Source organism: Flavobacterium sp. N2270 (assembly GCF_025947225.1).
In the GTDB taxonomy this organism is placed as follows: domain Bacteria; phylum Bacteroidota; class Bacteroidia; order Flavobacteriales; family Flavobacteriaceae; genus Flavobacterium.
This window is the reverse complement of the sequence record NZ_CP110005.1, coordinates 56,914-74,307: the sequence shown is the minus strand read 5'-3', so window position 1 is coordinate 74,307 and position 17,394 is coordinate 56,914. Positions and strand designations below refer to the sequence as shown.

General features: G+C 29.2%; 18 protein-coding genes. 1 reads left to right on the top strand and 17 read right to left on the bottom strand.

Features of this window, described 5'->3' with window-relative positions; genetic code table 11:
- Positions 1-3 precede the first annotated feature (3 nt).
- The 15 genes from glp to OLM55_RS00300 form a co-directional block, all read right to left on the bottom strand.
- Entirely contained in the window at positions 4-1,170 is a 1,167-nt protein-coding gene (gene glp / locus OLM55_RS00370) for a gephyrin-like molybdotransferase Glp (RefSeq protein ID WP_264559442.1), read from the bottom strand.
- 118 nt (positions 1,171-1,288) lie between these two features.
- Positions 1,289-2,572, bottom strand: coding sequence for an alginate export family protein (locus OLM55_RS00365; protein WP_264559441.1), 1,284 nt, complete (start codon positions 2,570-2,572; stop codon positions 1,289-1,291).
- A 49-nt stretch (positions 2,573-2,621) separates the two neighbouring features.
- Complete coding sequence (locus OLM55_RS00360) at positions 2,622-4,445, bottom strand: hypothetical protein (protein ID WP_264559440.1); 1,824 nt, start codon at positions 4,443-4,445, stop codon at positions 2,622-2,624.
- A gap of 11 nt (positions 4,446-4,456) precedes the next feature.
- On the bottom strand, positions 4,457-5,782 hold the full coding sequence (locus OLM55_RS00355) for a cbb3-type cytochrome c oxidase subunit I (protein ID WP_264559439.1): 1,326 nt from the start codon (positions 5,780-5,782) through the stop codon (positions 4,457-4,459).
- Entirely contained in the window at positions 5,769-6,209 is a 441-nt protein-coding gene (locus tag OLM55_RS00350) for a c-type cytochrome (RefSeq protein ID WP_264559438.1), read from the bottom strand. Before OLM55_RS00350 ends, OLM55_RS00355 begins: the two co-directional genes overlap by 14 nt.
- 21 nt (positions 6,210-6,230) lie before the next feature.
- Positions 6,231-6,665 carry an OsmC family protein gene (locus OLM55_RS00345; RefSeq protein WP_264559437.1) on the bottom strand — a complete coding sequence of 145 codons (435 nt, stop codon included), beginning with the start codon at positions 6,663-6,665 and terminating at the stop codon, positions 6,231-6,233.
- Between the two features lie 78 nt (positions 6,666-6,743).
- Positions 6,744-6,983: a cytochrome C oxidase subunit IV family protein gene (locus tag OLM55_RS00340; protein WP_264559436.1), complete on the bottom strand. Its 240-nt coding sequence runs from the start codon at positions 6,981-6,983 to the stop codon at positions 6,744-6,746.
- 2 nt (positions 6,984-6,985) lie between these two features.
- The gene (locus OLM55_RS00335) at positions 6,986-7,561 is read right to left on the bottom strand and encodes a cytochrome c oxidase subunit 3 (protein ID WP_264559435.1); all 576 of its coding nucleotides are present in this window, start codon (positions 7,559-7,561) and stop codon (positions 6,986-6,988) included.
- Positions 7,562-7,564: 3 nt separating this feature from the next.
- Entirely contained in the window at positions 7,565-9,316 is a 1,752-nt protein-coding gene (locus tag OLM55_RS00330) for a nitric oxide reductase activation protein NorD (protein ID WP_264559434.1), read from the bottom strand.
- Complete coding sequence (locus OLM55_RS00325) at positions 9,316-10,095, bottom strand: CbbQ/NirQ/NorQ/GpvN family protein (RefSeq protein WP_264559433.1); 780 nt, start codon at positions 10,093-10,095, stop codon at positions 9,316-9,318. The genes OLM55_RS00330 and OLM55_RS00325 overlap by 1 nt, the downstream gene beginning before the upstream one ends.
- A 25-nt stretch (positions 10,096-10,120) precedes the next feature.
- The gene (locus OLM55_RS00320) at positions 10,121-10,705 is read right to left on the bottom strand and encodes an SCO family protein (protein ID WP_264559432.1); all 585 of its coding nucleotides are present in this window, start codon (positions 10,703-10,705) and stop codon (positions 10,121-10,123) included.
- Positions 10,702-11,544 (bottom strand): formylglycine-generating enzyme family protein, encoded by an 843-nt coding sequence (locus OLM55_RS00315; protein WP_264559431.1) that lies wholly within the window; start codon positions 11,542-11,544, stop codon positions 10,702-10,704. Before OLM55_RS00315 ends, OLM55_RS00320 begins: the two co-directional genes overlap by 4 nt.
- Positions 11,545-11,628: 84 nt before the next feature.
- Positions 11,629-13,071 carry a copper-containing nitrite reductase gene (gene nirK, locus OLM55_RS00310; protein ID WP_264559430.1) on the bottom strand — a complete coding sequence of 481 codons (1,443 nt, stop codon included), beginning with the start codon at positions 13,069-13,071 and terminating at the stop codon, positions 11,629-11,631.
- Between the two features lie 13 nt (positions 13,072-13,084).
- Complete coding sequence (locus OLM55_RS00305) at positions 13,085-14,416, bottom strand: cbb3-type cytochrome c oxidase subunit I (protein ID WP_264559429.1); 1,332 nt, start codon at positions 14,414-14,416, stop codon at positions 13,085-13,087.
- A gap of 4 nt (positions 14,417-14,420) precedes the next feature.
- On the bottom strand, positions 14,421-14,786 hold the full coding sequence (locus OLM55_RS00300; protein ID WP_264559428.1) for a c-type cytochrome: 366 nt from the start codon (positions 14,784-14,786) through the stop codon (positions 14,421-14,423).
- Positions 14,787-15,039: 253 nt separating this feature from the next.
- Between OLM55_RS00300 and OLM55_RS00295 the strand changes: the two genes are divergently transcribed.
- Entirely contained in the window at positions 15,040-15,486 is a 447-nt protein-coding gene (locus OLM55_RS00295) for an RrF2 family transcriptional regulator (protein ID WP_264559427.1), read from the top strand.
- A 53-nt stretch (positions 15,487-15,539) separates the two neighbouring features.
- Here OLM55_RS00295 and OLM55_RS00290 read toward each other — a convergent pair whose 3' ends face one another.
- Entirely contained in the window at positions 15,540-16,097 is a 558-nt protein-coding gene (locus OLM55_RS00290) for a fasciclin domain-containing protein (protein ID WP_264559426.1), read from the bottom strand.
- An 83-nt stretch (positions 16,098-16,180) separates the two neighbouring features.
- The gene (locus tag OLM55_RS00285; protein ID WP_264559425.1) at positions 16,181-17,392 is read right to left on the bottom strand and encodes a hypothetical protein; all 1,212 of its coding nucleotides are present in this window, start codon (positions 17,390-17,392) and stop codon (positions 16,181-16,183) included.
- Positions 17,393-17,394 lie beyond the last annotated feature (2 nt).

The window sequence follows — 17,394 nt, the reverse complement described above, 5'->3', positions numbered from 1 at the left end:
TTATTAAATATGATAAATGTCAACTTTTGAACCTTTTTTTAATTCGTAGTTTCCTTCTGGAAGATGAATTAGGCAATTGGAAAGCGCAAAAGTATTTAACATAGAAGATTGTTGGTGCGATAAAACCGAAACATTATTATCTGAAAAATTAGCTTTTAAAAATTGACTTCGTGTATTATTTACTATAAAATTGTGCGTTATTTCTTTTTTAATTGTAGAAGAGTTTTCTGATTCACCAGTTATTTTTTTTAAAATGGGCTTTACATAAATATAATAACAAGTTAAACTTGCAGCTGGGTTTCCTGGAAGTGCAAAAACTAATTTATCTTCAAATTTTCCAGCTAATAAAGGTTTTCCTGGTTTTTGATTTACTTTGTAGAAAAGAGTTTCGACTTGTAATTCATTCAATGCCCCTTTTACGAAATCATAATCTCCAACAGAAATTCCTCCAGAAATTAATAGAATATCATTTTCATTAAGCGCTTTTTTAATACTATTTTTAGTATTTAAGAAATCGTCATTTACTTCGTAAATAGTGCTTTTTTTAACTTCGGAATCTATTAAAGCAGCTTGTAACATTATAGAATTACTTTCGTAGATTTTTCCGTATTCTAAATTATTTCCTGGTTTTACAAGTTCATTCCCTGTTACTAAAATACCAATACTAGGCTTTTTATAAACTGTCACTGTAGTAATTCCTAGACCTGCAAGAAAGCCAATAGACGCAGCATTCAATTTCGTTCCTTTTATAAGTGCAACTTCATTAGTCTTTATTTGTTCACCAATGGGTCTAATATTTGTGTTTAAATTTATGGTTTCGTTTAACTCTAATCTGTTTCCATTTAGAGAAGTTTTTTCTACTTGTATTACTGCATTAGCTGAATCTGGCACAGCAGCTCCAGTAAATATTTTTATAGCTTCACCGGGTTTTAATTCCATTTTATGAGAATCTCCAGCTTTAATTTCTCCAATTAAATTGTAAACTAAAGAATCATGAATGTTTAATGCAAACCCATCCATTGCTGATTGTCTAAAAGGAGGCATATTTATAGTTGAAACTACATCATCTGCAAGAATATGATTTTGCGCATCTAATAGAGAAAGCTGATTTTTTTTAGACTTAGGAATATTATTGTTTAATAGGTTAATAGCTTGTTGAACAGAAATCATGTGAAATGTATTTAGTTTTCAAATTTAAAATAAAAAGGTAAATAAGATGGTAATAAATATTGAAAAAGACCATGTCAAGTTAGCCGACACAGTCTTTTTCCACCTATTAACTAATTAATTATTTTGAAAAAGTAAATATTCTAGGGTCAATATTAACCATTACCCAGCCCAAATTATTATCTAATCCTTTGTTACCAGTTTTAAGTACTTCCATGGTGTCAGATCCAAACATTTGAGAATACCCTGCAGAAATAGAAATGTTTTTATGTAATTGATAAGAAGCAACTAAATCTAATTCAGTACCTAAATAACTATCCATTGTTTTTGTTGGTACAATAGGATTTATTACATCAGCTGCAGTCATAAATACATGAGGTGATACATTAAATTTCCATTTGTTAGAAGTATAATTCAGTTTTAAGAAAATATCTTGTAAACCTACTGTGTTTTTGTAATTACCTACATAAAAGTAATCCATTAATCCATTAAATGCATGGTTTGTTCCAAAAATAGGATTGAAGGATTTTATTTTATTGCTTGTATCTGTTTGGTCTTTACCAGACAATAATTCATATCCAATCCCTGCTTTTAATTTTTCAGTAAAAGTGTAGTTTAGATTTAGGCCAATATTATAAGTACTTACTGTTGAGTTTTCAGTTATTAACTTCCCTTTACCCGTTTGCGCATATATACTTAAATCGGCATCTAATTTATTTTTTTTATATTTTAAAAACGTTCCAAAAGTTTGCATATAATCTACTTTTAAATCAGCAGTAATAGGCTCTTCATATTGAAAACCTGTGTTTAATGCTAATAAACTCATTTGTAAACTACTAAAATTTGTATGGTACCACGCATATTGCATATTTTTATAATTGGTAACATATAAGTCACGATATAAAGCTTCAGAGTCCGCATTTAATGCAGCTCCTAAATCTAGTTGACTTTTAGCTTTTTTATACGATATTAAAAGAGCATCATGACTTTGTCCTTGTTGAATCCAATCAATTTCTCCAAATATTCTTTGGTTGTCATATGATAAAACTTGCCTACCAATTCGAGTGCTCCAGTTTTCATTAAAATTATATTGTCCCCAAGCTTCAAAAAGCATCACACCATTTTTATCATCATTTGTAGTAGTTTTAACATCTCCCCATGTTCTTATATTTTGAAATGTAAGCTTTGCAGTTATTTTTTCTTGCTTAAAGTTTAAATTTAGCCTAGTTCTTTGCGTTACAAAAGAAGTTGGAAGTTCGCTGTCTAACATTAAACCTTTAAAGCCATTTCTATATTCGTAACGTGGTCTCATTTGTAAATTTGCATCGATTTCTTGTGCAAATGTATTCATGCCAATTACTGCAAATAAGGATAATGAGACTTTTTTTATATAACTTGTTTTCATAAATAATGTATTTATTGTTTTAATTCTTAGACAAAATTAACACATAGAATTAAGCTATAAGATGATATTTATCAGTACTTTTTACGTTTATTAATAATTGTTTTTTATAATCTTCAAGCTCTTTTAGAAGAGTAACTTTATCTAAACTGAAAAAATTTGAGTTCGAAAATAAATTTGAATAATATTCAATACCTTCAATAATATTATTTTTAAAACTAGTTACCTTTTTTAATTTAGCATTTGTGCTATCTGCTGTAAGTGTGTTTATTTCTTTTATAAAATAATCTACATACATTTTAAGTTCATTAATAAACATGTTTGGTCTATTTTTATTTTTTAAAATGTTTGTATTTCCATAAATATGTTGAACCATCTCAACTAAAGAAATCTCTTTGTCAAAATATGCCAAATTAGGTCCAGGACAAATAACAACTCCTTGTTGTTGCCCTTTAATTGTCATGTCATTTTCCATGTAAGATGCATTTGCTAAACCTACGCAAAGACAAGCTTTATCAGTAATTAATGTTTTTTGTTTTATGAATCCATTTAATGAAAATTGACCTTTATTTTCTTCTAATTCGGCAAGTTTTTTGTCTTGATATTTTTTTGAAGCTGTACAAAGACCTTCTTCATTATATTCTTTATTTAATGCTAAGAATTTTTTAGGACAAGAACTTCCAGCTTTATTATCGTCTATTCTTTTTTGCTTCCAAAAATCATTAGAAACACCTTTTATTGAATTGAAAGGAACTCCAAGCGGAGAAATATTACTCAAATAAAAATCATCTTCTTTTGCTTTTGCTAAAAGGTTTCTAGTTTCTTTATCTAATGAAGTTGCTTCTGGAACCAGTAAAAAAGGAGAGCCCCAACCTATAGTTTCTAAATTATAATTTTCTAATAAAAATTCATGCTCTTCAGCTGTTCCAACTCCACCTTGTGCGGTAATTTTTAAAGATAAAGGTTCATTAGGAATTGGCATTTCTTTAATTTCTAATGCTTTTACTAATAATTCATGTGTTGCATTTATTAATTCGGTTCTTTTAACTTTAAATTCTTCTAAAATTGGACCTAATAATAACCCGTCAGTTGCAAAAGCGTGACCGCCACAATTTAAACCCGATTCAATTCGGTATTCAGAAACCCAAAGCCCTTTTTTAGCTAAAAAACTTCCTTGAATTAATGCAGAACGATAATCACTTACTTTTAAAATTATTTTCTTTTTTAAAAATGAATTTTCATTTGGAAAGAAATCATAAAAATTTTCAAAATAGCTGTATAACCTGGGATTTAAACCAGCTGAAAGTACTACAGATGAGCTTAAATTGCTGTTTGCAAAACCACGCAAAGCAGCATGCGCATCATTAAATTCTGTTGATAGTTTTTCATTTCCAATGTAGTTTTCTTTATCTACTTTCGTCATGATATTAACATCAATTTCTCCTACAGAAACATTTTTTTCAACAAAATTTTTTAATGTTTCTTTAATTGAAAACCCTTCTTCCATAAACTCTTGAAGCCCTTTTTTAAGTTCTGATTTATTTGGAAGTAAAGCGATATAGTTTTCTAAAGCTGACTTGCTTTCTGTTAATTCATGTTTAAATTTTTCAAATTTATCGTTTACAATTGTATCCATTAAATTTAAATAATGAGTAATTCTTTCAGCACGATAATCATTAAATTTTTGTGAAATCTCTTGATAAGGAATACTAAATTTTTCACTATAAAAAGCTCTCATTTTTTCAATAAGGTCATCGTCAGTTATTGAAACCACAGAAGAAATGCCATATTGGGCAATTCTTATTGGACTGTCTATTGTATACGCCAATCCCATTACTGGAATGTGAAACGTATGATTATTTTTTTTGTTAGACATATAAAATATTTTTAATTATTTTTTTCAGTGTATGTTTTAATTAAATTATAAATAATGGTTCCAATTCCTGTAATAATTCCAATTCCAAACAGCACAAAAGCAAGATGTAAAACATGTTGTGAATCTTGAAATTGGCCAAAAGTTTCGGTTGAATTACCAAAAAGCCAAATACTTTTTTTTAATCCCATTATTAAAAGTGTTACCCAAAATAAAATAAATGAAATGTGAAAAAGTTGTATTCCGTTTTTTAATTTTTTAACCGTTTTATAAGTAAATGAAAATTCAGTATTGAAAATATAAGTTATTGATGAAAATAGAATTAAAGTGTTTATTCCAATGGTTGTTCCCATAGAATGTGCAACTGTAATATGGGTTCCATGTGTAAATAAATTAATAGATGGAATTGAAATTAACAGGGCAACTACAATATTTAGAAAAACCCATAAATCGGCCAAACGCATAAATTTATAAGCAATTGAAAATTGGATTTTTTGTTCTTGCGATAGATTTTTTTTCCAATCGTATATAATTGAAAATAGAATAATCCATTCGGTCATACTTATTCCGTATGCAAAATAACGAATCCATGAAGCAGTGGGAACCATATAAATATGATGAGCCCAACCAAACATTAAATTAGTTAAACCTAAAAAATAAAAGAAAAACGCTTTTTTTGAAGTTGCATAACTATTATTACCACTTATTTTTGACATTACAAAAAGTGCAGTTCCGTAAACTAACATGTTCCAAGAACCAACATAGGAACCCCCAGCTTTCCACTGCATGGCTATATTTTGAATATAATTATCTCTAAAATAAGGCAATAACCATAAGTGTGCTTCGGTAAAATGGAAAATCATTAACACAATTCCTGTCGCCCACATATAATAATATACTGGCCAATTTTTAAACGATGGGAGCATTGTTTTAAAATAATTGATGCCAAATAAAATCCAACCTAGGACAATTGGAAAATAGAAATAACTCGGAAATTCTAAATATTCTTTACCTGCAAAGTTTTTAGTTAAATAAGAAATTGCTATGCCTATTCCTGTTAAAATGAATAACCAAAAATGCCATTTTATAAGGTTTTTTTTAAAAAATAGTATTGACGAATTTGATGTTAAATAATAATAAATTCCGCCTATTGGCGCCAATAAAATCCACGATACCACAAACAGAGTATGAAGTGGTCTAATGGCATTGAACGGAAGTTTTTCTTTTATAAAACCCGAAAACACATATTGTAAGCCTCCTAATAAACCAAAGAGCATTCCTAAAAACAAAGCTATTAATGCAATGATTATAAAATAAAAAGGATAGTTATTTTTTTTCATTTTCTAATGTCTTGTTTTTTATAGTAACCCAACCATCCTTGCTAATTGTTGCATTAATATCTGGGTAATGTCCTGTTTGATCAATTTCTTTAAAAAACTGTACTAATAAGTCTTTCTCATCTTCGTTAAAATTGAACTTTGGCATTGATTTTATTGCGCTATTTACAATGGTTTTAATGAGTTTTTCACCTTTACCTTTTGTAGAATATACGTTGGTTAAATCAGGACCTAAATATCCACCTAAGCCATAAATTTGATGACAAGAATTACAGTTGTTTTGTAGCCAAATATTCTCACCTTCAATTGCTTTTTTACTTAATCGAATAGTTGTATAATTGGTTTCGGAAGTATAAATGTTAAAGTTATATAGTGTAAAAGCAGTTACTAGAACGAGTAATATTAACAAGTATTTTTTAGATTGTTCCATCTATTAAAAAACAAAAAAAGATTATTGAAAATTAAACGTTGGTTGAACTAAAACTTCTGTTTTAATAGAGTTTGAAATCAAGCAAGCTTTTTCTGATTTTTGTAAAATTCTATTTGCTTTTTCTGTATCATTTGGATCGATAATTGTTAAAACTGGTTTTATAATAACTTGTGTCATTAAATATTTCCCTTCTACTTTTTCTAATATTCCGTCAGAACTGCATTGAAAATCAATAAATTCAAATTTTGAAAATTCGGCAACAGCCAAAAAAGTAGTCATAAAACAACTTAAAATAGAAGCTGTGTATAGATGTTCTGGTGACCAAATATTAGGAATTCCTTTGTCAAATTCTGGAGGAGTTGCTACTTCTATTTTTGAAGGTAATTCATTTGAAGATAAAGTTCCTAAACGATCTTTTTCCCATTTTAAATTTACATTATAGCTATGCTTTTCCATATTTGTTGTATTAAATTAATTGTTGTACAAAAAAAAGGATAAGTATCTTTTTTACTTATGATTTAAATCACAAAAAAATTAAATTATTAATGATATAATTCCAATTAGTAGCATTAAAAAAAGACTTAAGGTTACTTTCCAAAACACATTTGCTTTTTTTAATTCCATAAAGTGAAAAGCAACTAATAAAAACTTAACACCCGATAGTGCTAATATGGAAATGGTTGCAGTTTTATGAACACTAAATTTAGATAGAATTGCTGTAGCAATAGTTAGTAATAAAACTATTCCATATACAAGAGTTAAATGTTTTTTCATTTCTAAAAAATTAAATAAATAATAGGGAAAAGTAGTAACCAAATAATATCGCACATATGCCAAAAAGCAGCTGATGCTTCTACATCTTCTAACTCAGCTTTATTCTTACTTATATTTTTTTCAGTTATAAACAATAAAACTAACCCAATAAGAACATGAATAATATGAAAACCCGTTAACATCCAATAAAAAGAAAAAAATGTATTTGTATCTAAAGTAATTCCGTTTTCTATTTTAGTATAATATTCAAAACTTTTTAAAAACAGAAACAGTAAACCTCCAAGCATAGCTAGCTTAAAAAAGAAGGTTGTTTTTTTTATGTTTCCTTCTTTATAGAAATGAATTGCATTTGCAACGAATAATCCACTTGTTAGTAGAAATATTGTATTTATTGCGCCTATAGTTGGATTTAATTGAAGTTTAGATTGATGAAAAACTTCTGGTTCTTCAGCTCCATAATAAACAAATGCTACTAAAGCCATTCCAAAAGTAATTAATTCTAAAAAGATGACAATCCACATTAAAATTCCTCCTGGTGGGTAAAAAACATTTTTATAATCGACAGTTGTTGTTTTCATTTTTTAATGTTTAATTTTTTCATATAATTTAACCAATGACTTTAATAAATCTTCTGGATTTGTTAATATTTGGTAGTGATTTTGACCAAACATAAGTGGTAAATAATATTTTGCTTGCGCTTCAATTGCTAAAGCGTATGTGTTAATTTGGTTCTGCTTTAGTTCTTTAAGTGCTTTTTTAACATCATTAATTCCGTATTTTCCTTCATATTTATCATAATCATTTGGTTTTCCGTCAGAAAGAAAAATAACCCATTTGTTTTTGGATTCTCTTTTTTCTAGCAAAGCTCCCGAATGACGTAAGGCTGCACCAATTCGTGTATAACCCTGTGGTTCAGCAGCACCAATTTTATATTTAGCTTTTTGCCAATCTTCGTCGAAATCTTTTAAGGTTAAATAGGTTGAATAATTTCTTGTTTTTGAGAAAAAGCAATTAATAGAAAAATCAATATCAAATTCATTTAAAATTTCTCCAAATAAGATTGAAACTTGTTTTTCTACATCAATAATTTTGTTTCCAGCAGCATAAGAATCGCTTGATAAACTAATATCCAAAAGCAATAAAATTGAAATGTCTTTATCTTTTTTTCGGTTAGATAAATAAATATTTTCCGATGGTGTTTTTTTAGATAAAACATCGGTAATCATATCTGTCGTTGCATCAATATCAAATTCATCACCTTGTGATTGCCTTCGATGTTGTTGCATCTTATTATTAACATTGGTCAACATTTTTCGCAAACCATTTAGAACAGATGCTTTTTTAGAAATTGTATTATTATAATAATCAACGTCCGTTTTTACTTGAGAAATAGGGTAGACCTTACAAAAAGAATCTTTGTACGCTTTTGATGAATAATCCCATTCGTTATATTTTATGTGATACCCTTTTTCGTCTCTTTCTGCACTTTCAGAAATAGTTGTGTTTTCAACAAAGTCAGCTTGGTACACAGAATGCGTAGTATCATCTACACGAACTGTAAATTTCATATTCAATTCTTCTAATGCTTCTTGGTGTTTTTCTAGTTCATCTGAACCGTCAAAATCGCGCCAATTTCCATTAAACTCTTCTGCTGTTTCAACCTTTTCAAAACTATGCAGCAAAACGTAATCCTCTTGCTGTTTTTTATCAATTGCAAGACTTTTTACTTCTTCAACCGGATTTGCTTTTAAAATTGTTTGTTCTTGTTCTTCCTCATCAGCTTTTTTGACTAAGTCTGAAAAAATATTTAATATTTTATCGCTTTCAACTTCTGGACTATTTTGCATCCATTTTCCGTATAACCAACTAAAGTCTTTTGATTCTTGTGTATCAAAAAAAGTATAAAATTCATGATGTAAATCTGCCATTAACGGAAATTCTTCAACTAAATTTTTTAAAACTACTGGAGCAGATTCAAAGGCTTTTAGTTGTGATGTTTCTAAACTATTTTCTAGAGTTTCATTCCAATTAAATTCTAATTTTCTTTGTTCTGTTAGATATAAAATTCTGAAAAAATAAAAAGAAAGATTGGCTTTAGAAGTAGTAAATTGACCAAATGAAAGTGGAAGAAAAAAGTTGTTGTTTTTATAGCCGCCTTCTCTTTCAGCAGGGAAAATTTCAATAGCATCGCCTGTAATAGCTCTTGCCAAAATAGTTAAACGAGATTTTATCTCTTCTAAATGAACGGTACGGTTAACCAAATCAACATCAACCTTTTTGTTCTTTTTGAAAAACTGTAAAACCTTGCTGTATATTATTTCGTCAAGTTCCATTAAATCATTAAATTACATAAATCGGTTAAGGCTTCAGTTATTTCTAAATCGTCTGTTAAAGGTTCAACTATTGCAACTTTTACAGCTAATCTTTTTGGTAAATTGGTATGAATTAATTTTGCAGCATCTACTAATAAACGAGTTGAAACAGTTTCGGCCAAACCAAGTTCTGTAAGGTTTCTAATTTTGTTACCAATTTTCACTAATTTTTTAGCTACATCTGCATCTACATTTGTTTCTTGAATAAGGATTTCAATTTCTTGAGAAGCTTCTGGATACGTAAAAGACAATGCCGTAAAACGTTGTTTTGTAGAAGGTTTTAATTCTTTAAACCCTCTTTGATATCCTGGGTTAAATGAAGCAACAAGCATAAAGTCTTCGTGCGCTTTTATAGTTTCTCCTAGCTTGTCAATGTATAACTCTCTTCTATGATCTGTTAAGGAGTGAATTGCTACAATAACGTCTGGACGTGCTTCTGCAATTTCGTCTAAATATAAAATTGAACCTTCTTTTAAAGCTTTTGTTAATGGTCCGTCTATCCAAACAGTTTCTGATCCTTTGATAATAAATCGTCCAATTAAATCGGTAGAAGAGGTTTCCTCATGACAACTAATTGTAATTAATTTTTTATCTAATTTGTGAGCCATATATTCTACAAATCTCGATTTTCCAGTCCCAGTTGGGCCTTTTAATAAAAACGGAATTTTGTTTTGGTACACATTTTCAAAAACTTCTACTTCTTTGTTTATTGGGTTATAAAATGGAACTTTTGTAGTCATTATTTATTTTTTATTTGATAAAAATTTACTTTTTAACTGTTTCAAGTATTTTATCAATGGTTTCTTTATTATTTACGCCTAATCCTTCTTGTTGATGTATTAATTCTCCTTCTCTATTAAAAACACTTATAATATTTGAATGTGAAAAATCTATAGGCGTAATTTTTTTATATTTTACAGCTAAAACATTAGCAAATTCCTGTACAGTTGTTGGTGTTCCTTGTAAGAATGTCCAATGTTCATCGTCCATAAAGTTGTCTTTCGCAAATACTTTTAGTCTTTCTGGTGTGTCTGTTTCTGGATCAATACTTACTAAAATGAAGTTTAAATCTTTTAAATCTTCTTTTGGAATTTTAGATTCAATATCACGCATATCTGCAACTAATCTTGGGCAAGCTGCTTTACAAGTAGTATAAATCATTACCATTACAGAAACTTTTCCTCTGAAATCTTTTATTTCAATGGTTTTATTATCTTGAGTTTTCCATTTACTGGTTAAATTAAAGATTGATTCTTCTGAAATAGGTGTTTTTTTAATTTCACTTTCTTCTTGTTTACAACCTAATAGAAGCAAACCTGTAACTACGAGTACTATTATTTTTGTTTTCATTTTTCAATATCTTTTACACATCTAAATCCTAAATTTTGCACTGAATAATTTGCTTTGATACTTCCTCTAAAAGCGTATCTAATGAAAGCAGCGTAATTCATTAAATCGGTCGCGTTTAAAGAGCCACTTCCGCAAAAAAGGTTCTTGTTTTCTGCCGAATCAGTTCTAGATTCACCAGTTATTAAAATGGAATTAAAATCGGAAGTCCATTCCCAAACTAATCCATGTAAATCATAAATACCATAATAATTTTTAAAGGTATGTCCAATTTCATTTTGATATGTTTTTGGTTTTTCATACCAATCCAAAATCATTTGATTATAGGTTTCTAATTTTCTAGCATCAGCAATTTTTTCATCTGCCATGCCTATATATTCCCATTCATCAACAGTTGCTAATCTTTTTCCTTGGCAATCACAATATGCATTTGCAGCAAACCATGATACATTTGTTACTGGACTATTTGGTTTTGCATCAGCATTTAATAATGTGTCGTTTTGCCATTTTCTAAGGTAATTATCATCGGCAAATATTTTTTTTACTTTTGATTTTTGCCATTTTTTATTCTTTTTAATAAAATCTAAATATTCAGCATTTGTAACAGGATAAACATCTATATATAAATCGTCTACAATTACTTCTTCTTGTTTTTTTCCATATAAAGGCACATAACTTCCACCTTTAATTAAAACCATTTCAGTTGTAACTTTAAAAGGGCTATCTGCTTCTTTTTCTACAGTTACATTTGAAATAGAGCTAATTTTAGTAGTTACTTGCTCTTCATTGTTTTTGCAAGAAACAATAAGTATAATGATCAATAAAAAATATATTCTATACATTTTTGTGATTTTCAATTTCTACTTTTAAAAAAATAACCATGATAGTAATTCATGAAACACTACCATGGTTATTAAACTAATTAATTATTTTTTTTCATTTCTCACTTTAGTAACCATTTCTTTAGTAACCTCTTTTTTGCTGTTACCCCAAGTGCTATATACATAAGTTAAAACATTTGCAATTTCATCATCTGTTAATGTTTGTGCAGTCATAACACTGTTGTATTTTTTACCATTAACAGTCATTTCGCCAGTTTTACCATGTATAACAATATCAATCGCTCTATTTATATCAGCATTTAAATAGTCAGATTTTGCTAAAGGTGGGAAAGCATTTGGCAAACCTTCACCTGATGGTTGATGACAAGCAAAACATGTTGTTGAATAAATTGATTTTCCATCTGCAATTCTTTCGGCAAGAGTTACTGCTTTTGTAGGAGCAGCTGACTTACTATTTGGCATAGTTTGAATTGTTCCTCCTTCAGGTAAATAAACATTATCTGATTGTGTACCAGAATAGATCGTTTTATTTTCATCTCCAGTAACTGATAAAACACCAAGACTTCCTTTATTAAATGTTCTAAAAATAGAGTGATCTACAATAACTAAATTTCCTGGTACATCTACTTTAAAGTCCACAATTGCAGCACCACCAGCTGGTACTAATGTAGTTTGTACGTTTTTATTAATCATTGATCCTCCTTCTACATGAACATTGTCGAAAATTTCACCAATAACGTGGAATGAAGATACTAAGTTTGGACCACCATTACCTACAAATAAACGAACTGTTTCACCAACTTTTGCCGAAATAGCACCATCACCAGTTAAAGCACCAGTTTTTCCATTAAATACTACGTAATCTGGTTCTTCTTTAATTGCTTTTGCCATATCAAAAGGTTGTAATCCTTTTTCCCCATAAGCGCCTTTAGTATAGAAGTCTCCTTGCATAATGTAGTATTCTTTATCTACTTTTGGTAATCCTCCTGCAGGTTCAACTAAAATTAAACCATACATTCCATTTGCAATATGCATTCCAACAGGAGCAGTTGCACAGTGGTAAACAAATAATCCTTCGTTTAACACTTTAAATGAAAAAGTTACTTCATGACCAGGAGCTACAAATGAAGCAGCTGCACCACCACCAGGACCTGTTACGGCATGTAAATCGATATTATGAGGTAATTTGTTATCTGGATGATTTTTTAAGTGGAATTCAATTTCATCACCAACTCTTGTTCTTATGAAACTTCCAGGAACAGTACCACCAAATGTCCAATACATGTATTTTACACCATCGGCCATTTCGCCTTCTTTTTCAATGATTTCCAAGTTTACAATTAATTTTTTTGCAGGTCTATCTCCAATAGGTTTTGGTACAAATGGAGGTGAGGTTAATTCTGCAATAATTGGAGCTCCTTCTGTTTTTATTTTAGAAGCATCAATTGTCTCTTCTTCGTTGTTTGATTTGCAGCTTACAAATAATGCAATTGTAGCAACAGTTAATATTAATTTAAGTTTTTTCATGTTTTTTCGTTTTTTAAGATTCTAGAGCTTCATCTGTTGGTAAACCATATTTAACAAATTCATAAATATACATACTTATCCCTACAGTAAACATTGTTGCACAGACAAGTAAAACTACAAAGTGAATTGCAATTTCGTTTTGCACGTCCATAAAATCCATTTTTAGTTTTCTTTCCATATAAACTTGTGCTACTCCGGCTACACCAAAGGCAACAGTCATTCCAAGAATTCCAATGTTAGAAATCCAAAAAGCCATGTGTCCATTTGTATTGTTGTAACGTTTACGTCCTGTTAAGTTCGGAAGAGCATAACTAATAATTGCAAGTACAATCATTGCATAAGCTCCCCAGAAAGCGTAATGTCCGTGCATTGCAGTTACTAAAGTTCCATGAGTATAAAGATTTGTTTGCGGTAAAGTATGCGCAAAACCTAATAAACCTGCTCCAACGAAAGAAACTATTGCCGAACCAATTGTCCAAAATAAAGCAATTTTATTTGGATGACTTTTTTCTCCTTTGCGATACATGTTTACAGCAAATAATGCCATTGCTAAGAAAGCTAAAGGTTCTAATGCAGAGAATATTCCGCCAATTACTAACCAAATTTTGTTTACACCAATGTAATAATAATGGTGACCTGTACCTAATACTCCAGATAAGAATGTTAAACCAATAATTACATATAACCATTTTTCAATAACTTCTCTATCTACACCAGTAAGTTTAATTAATAAGTAAGATAAAATACCTCCCATAATTAATTCCCATACACCTTCAACCCATAAATGAACTACCCACCATCTAAAGAAAGAATCCATTACTTGACTATCAAACCAAATCATTCCAGGAATGTATAATAAAGCTGCAAATACTAATCCCATTGTTAATACTAAAGCTGTAGTAGTTTTTCTTTTCCCTTTAAAAAGAGTTCCTAAGATTAATCCTAAGAATACTAGGACATTAACGACTACTAAGAAATCTAATTCTCTTGGGATTTCTAAAAATTTTCTTCCTTCCCAATGGTTAAAGTGAAAACCAGCAATAGCTATAACCCCAACAACTGCAAGTGAAATTAATTGAATATATGCCCATTTAACACTAATTAGTTCACATTGTGCTTCTTCTGGAATAATGTAATAAGCAGCTCCCATGAATCCGGTTAATAACCAAACAACAAGTAGGTTTGTGTGAACTGCTCTTGCTGTATTAAAAGGTATAATTTCGTGTAGGCCTTGTATTCCAATTCGGTCAAAGCCCATTATAAACCCATAGATAATTTGCAGAGAAAACAATAACATGCACAATGCAAAAAACCAATAGGCTACTTTTTGTGATTTATATTTCATATTCTTATTGTATTTTTTGTTGATCTTTAATTTTATCTTTAGCTAACGGAGATACTATTCTATCAAAGCCATTTAAATCAATGTTACCTATCCATTTAAAATACGCAACCATAGCGTCAGCATCTTCTTGATTCATCTTATAGGCAACCATTTTCCTTCCTTTTGGAGCCCATGGAACTGGAGACATTAAGACAGCTTTTACATAGCCTTCTCCACGTCTTTCAATTACTTTGGTTAATTCAGGAGCATAATAGCCACCTTCTCCCATAATACTATGACAACCCATACAATTATTGGATTCCCATAATTCTTTACCTCTAACGACATGTTTGTCAATGTCTTTAAAGTTAGTTTGGTCGTTACTAGGCATAAAGGAATAAATAGTCAGACCTATAAAAATTAAAAAGGTGACTACTGTACCGCCTAGAAAAAACGCTCTTGCTTGTGATTTTGAAAGCATAGATTTATAGTTTTAGTTAGTATTTAAATAAAGGACTAAAATGTCTTTTATTGTTAACAAAATTGCAATTTTTAAACATATAAAAACATGATAAAAATCATATAAGTTAAATAAAAGATAAAATTATCTTTTATTTAAAAAAATAATTAATTTTGAAAAAAAAATGTTTTCAAAAAGTTGTGAATACGCAATTAGAGCAACAATTTTTATTGCTAGTAAGTGTTGCGAGAAAAGAAAAGTAGGTATTAAAGAAATTGCAATTGCAATAGATTCTCCAATTGCATTTACAGCTAAGATTTTACAAAAATTATCTAAAAATAAAATTGTTAATTCTACAAAAGGAGTTAATGGAGGGTTTGAAATTTCGCAAGAAAAATTAAAACAGATTAAATTAATACAAATTGTTGTTGCAATTGATGGTAATAGTGTTTTTTTAGGTTGTGGATTAGGGTTGGGTAATTGCTCAGAAGACCATCCTTGTCCTGTTCATTATAAATTTAAAGAAGTAAAAGAAGGTCTTGTTTCTATGCTTGAAAATACGACTTTAGAAGAATTAGCTTTAGGTGTAAAAACGGGTAATTCATTTTTAAAATATCAAAAAAAAGCATAGGTAAATTACCTATGCTTTTTTCTTTAAAAAAAATCTGAATTAATAATTATCTTTTATTTTGGCAATAAAACATCACCAATTATATGGATGATTCCATTAGAAGTTTCGATGGAAGTAACTATTTCAGATCCATTCACTAATGTTTTTTTACCTTGCTTTGAGATTTTTACTTTTCCACCAAAAACCATATCAAACTCTTGACCATCTTGCATGTACTCAGTTTTTAGAATTCCTACATAGGTATGATATCCTAAAATATTTTCTAAATCTCCCTTTTTTTCTGGTTTCAATAATCCTTCAACTGTTCCAGCAGGTAATTTGTCAAAAGCGGCATTTGTTGGAGCAAAAACAGTAAATGGTCCTGCATTACTTAACGAAGTTACAAGACCTGCAGCTTTAACAGCAGCTACTAACGTTGTGTGATCTTTACTACCAGAGGCAACTTGCACAATGTTTGGATTAGACACATCGTCTTGAACACCTTCTTGACCAACACTTAAATCAACACCACTTTCTGTAGTTGTTGCTTCTTGAGGATTTTCATTATTTTCTTTACAGCTTCCTAAAAAAAATAAAGATGCAATTGCTAAAAATGAGATTGATTTTTTCATAATGGTTATACTTTAATATTATACAACAAAGTACCAACATTAAGATGTTTTATTTTATGAGGCAAATCATAAAAACATTTTTTTTATTTGCTTTTTGTATTTAAATAAAACATCCAAAAAGCACTAAAAAATAAAAGAATTGCTATTCCAAAAAGTATTTCGTTTACATATGGAATTAACGTATAACTAAAAGAAGCAATTCCTTGGATGGCTAAAACCAATTCATTTAAAAAGACGCCAATAATAAATAATGCTAAAGCTTTTTTAATAGTATTGTTTTGAGCTACGAATTGATTGGTGAATAAATAAACCAATAAAAATCCAGAAATAATAGCCAATAAAACCAAGTGTAAATAAGCAATCACAACGGGTCTAAAGCCAAAAGCTAGTTTTCCAACTATTGGAATGGTGGAACTAAATTGCAATAAGAATTTTATAGAAACACAAGCAATTATACTGATGTAAATCCATTTGAATAAGGGAATTAATGAATGGTTTTTAATAAAATTCGGAATTATTAGTTTTATGAATTTTAACCATGCAAACACTTGAAAAATGACACTTAATATTGCTATTATATAAATCCAAACAGGTAACTCTAACCATAAAACTGATAATAAATAAGCAGGAATACAACTGATAAAAAACCAAGAAAATATAGTTTTATTGGCTTTTTTAAGAGCTAAATTTGGTGTAAGTTGATTCATGAATAAACCTAAACAAGCAAACCAAAACCATCCGTTGTATTGAAAGTGTAAATAGAAATAAATGGATGATAAATAAAAGTCTTGAGATATATTTTTAGTTGCCATCATATAAGCTAAAGCAAAAGTTCCTAATGAAGAAATTACATTAAAAAACAAAGCTGCTTTAAGCCAGTTTTTAGATAAGTTGTCTTTTGAAATTAATTTTAAGTCTTTGAAAAATAAAATAGCAAACCAAAAAGACACAAATATTGATAAGGTTGAGAATAGTATAGAAATCAAACCATAACCCTGAAAAATAAAACTAAACAACATTATGTAAGCGCAAATTATATTGGCAATGAATATTTTTTTATATTTTTCTATATTAGTAGCAACATTTTGTTTTGATAAAAAGTGAACCATTAAAACTATTATAGTTTGTGAAACCCAACCAGCAAATGCAAAATGCGAATGCGAATGTTGAATGTTTTTTTGATTTAAAAAAGGTAATTCAAAAGCAATTTTATAGCGCATTAATAAGCCTAATGTGGCTACTAGTAGCAAATTAAATAAAGAAAATTTAATCCAATCTGAAAAGGTTAATTTCATTT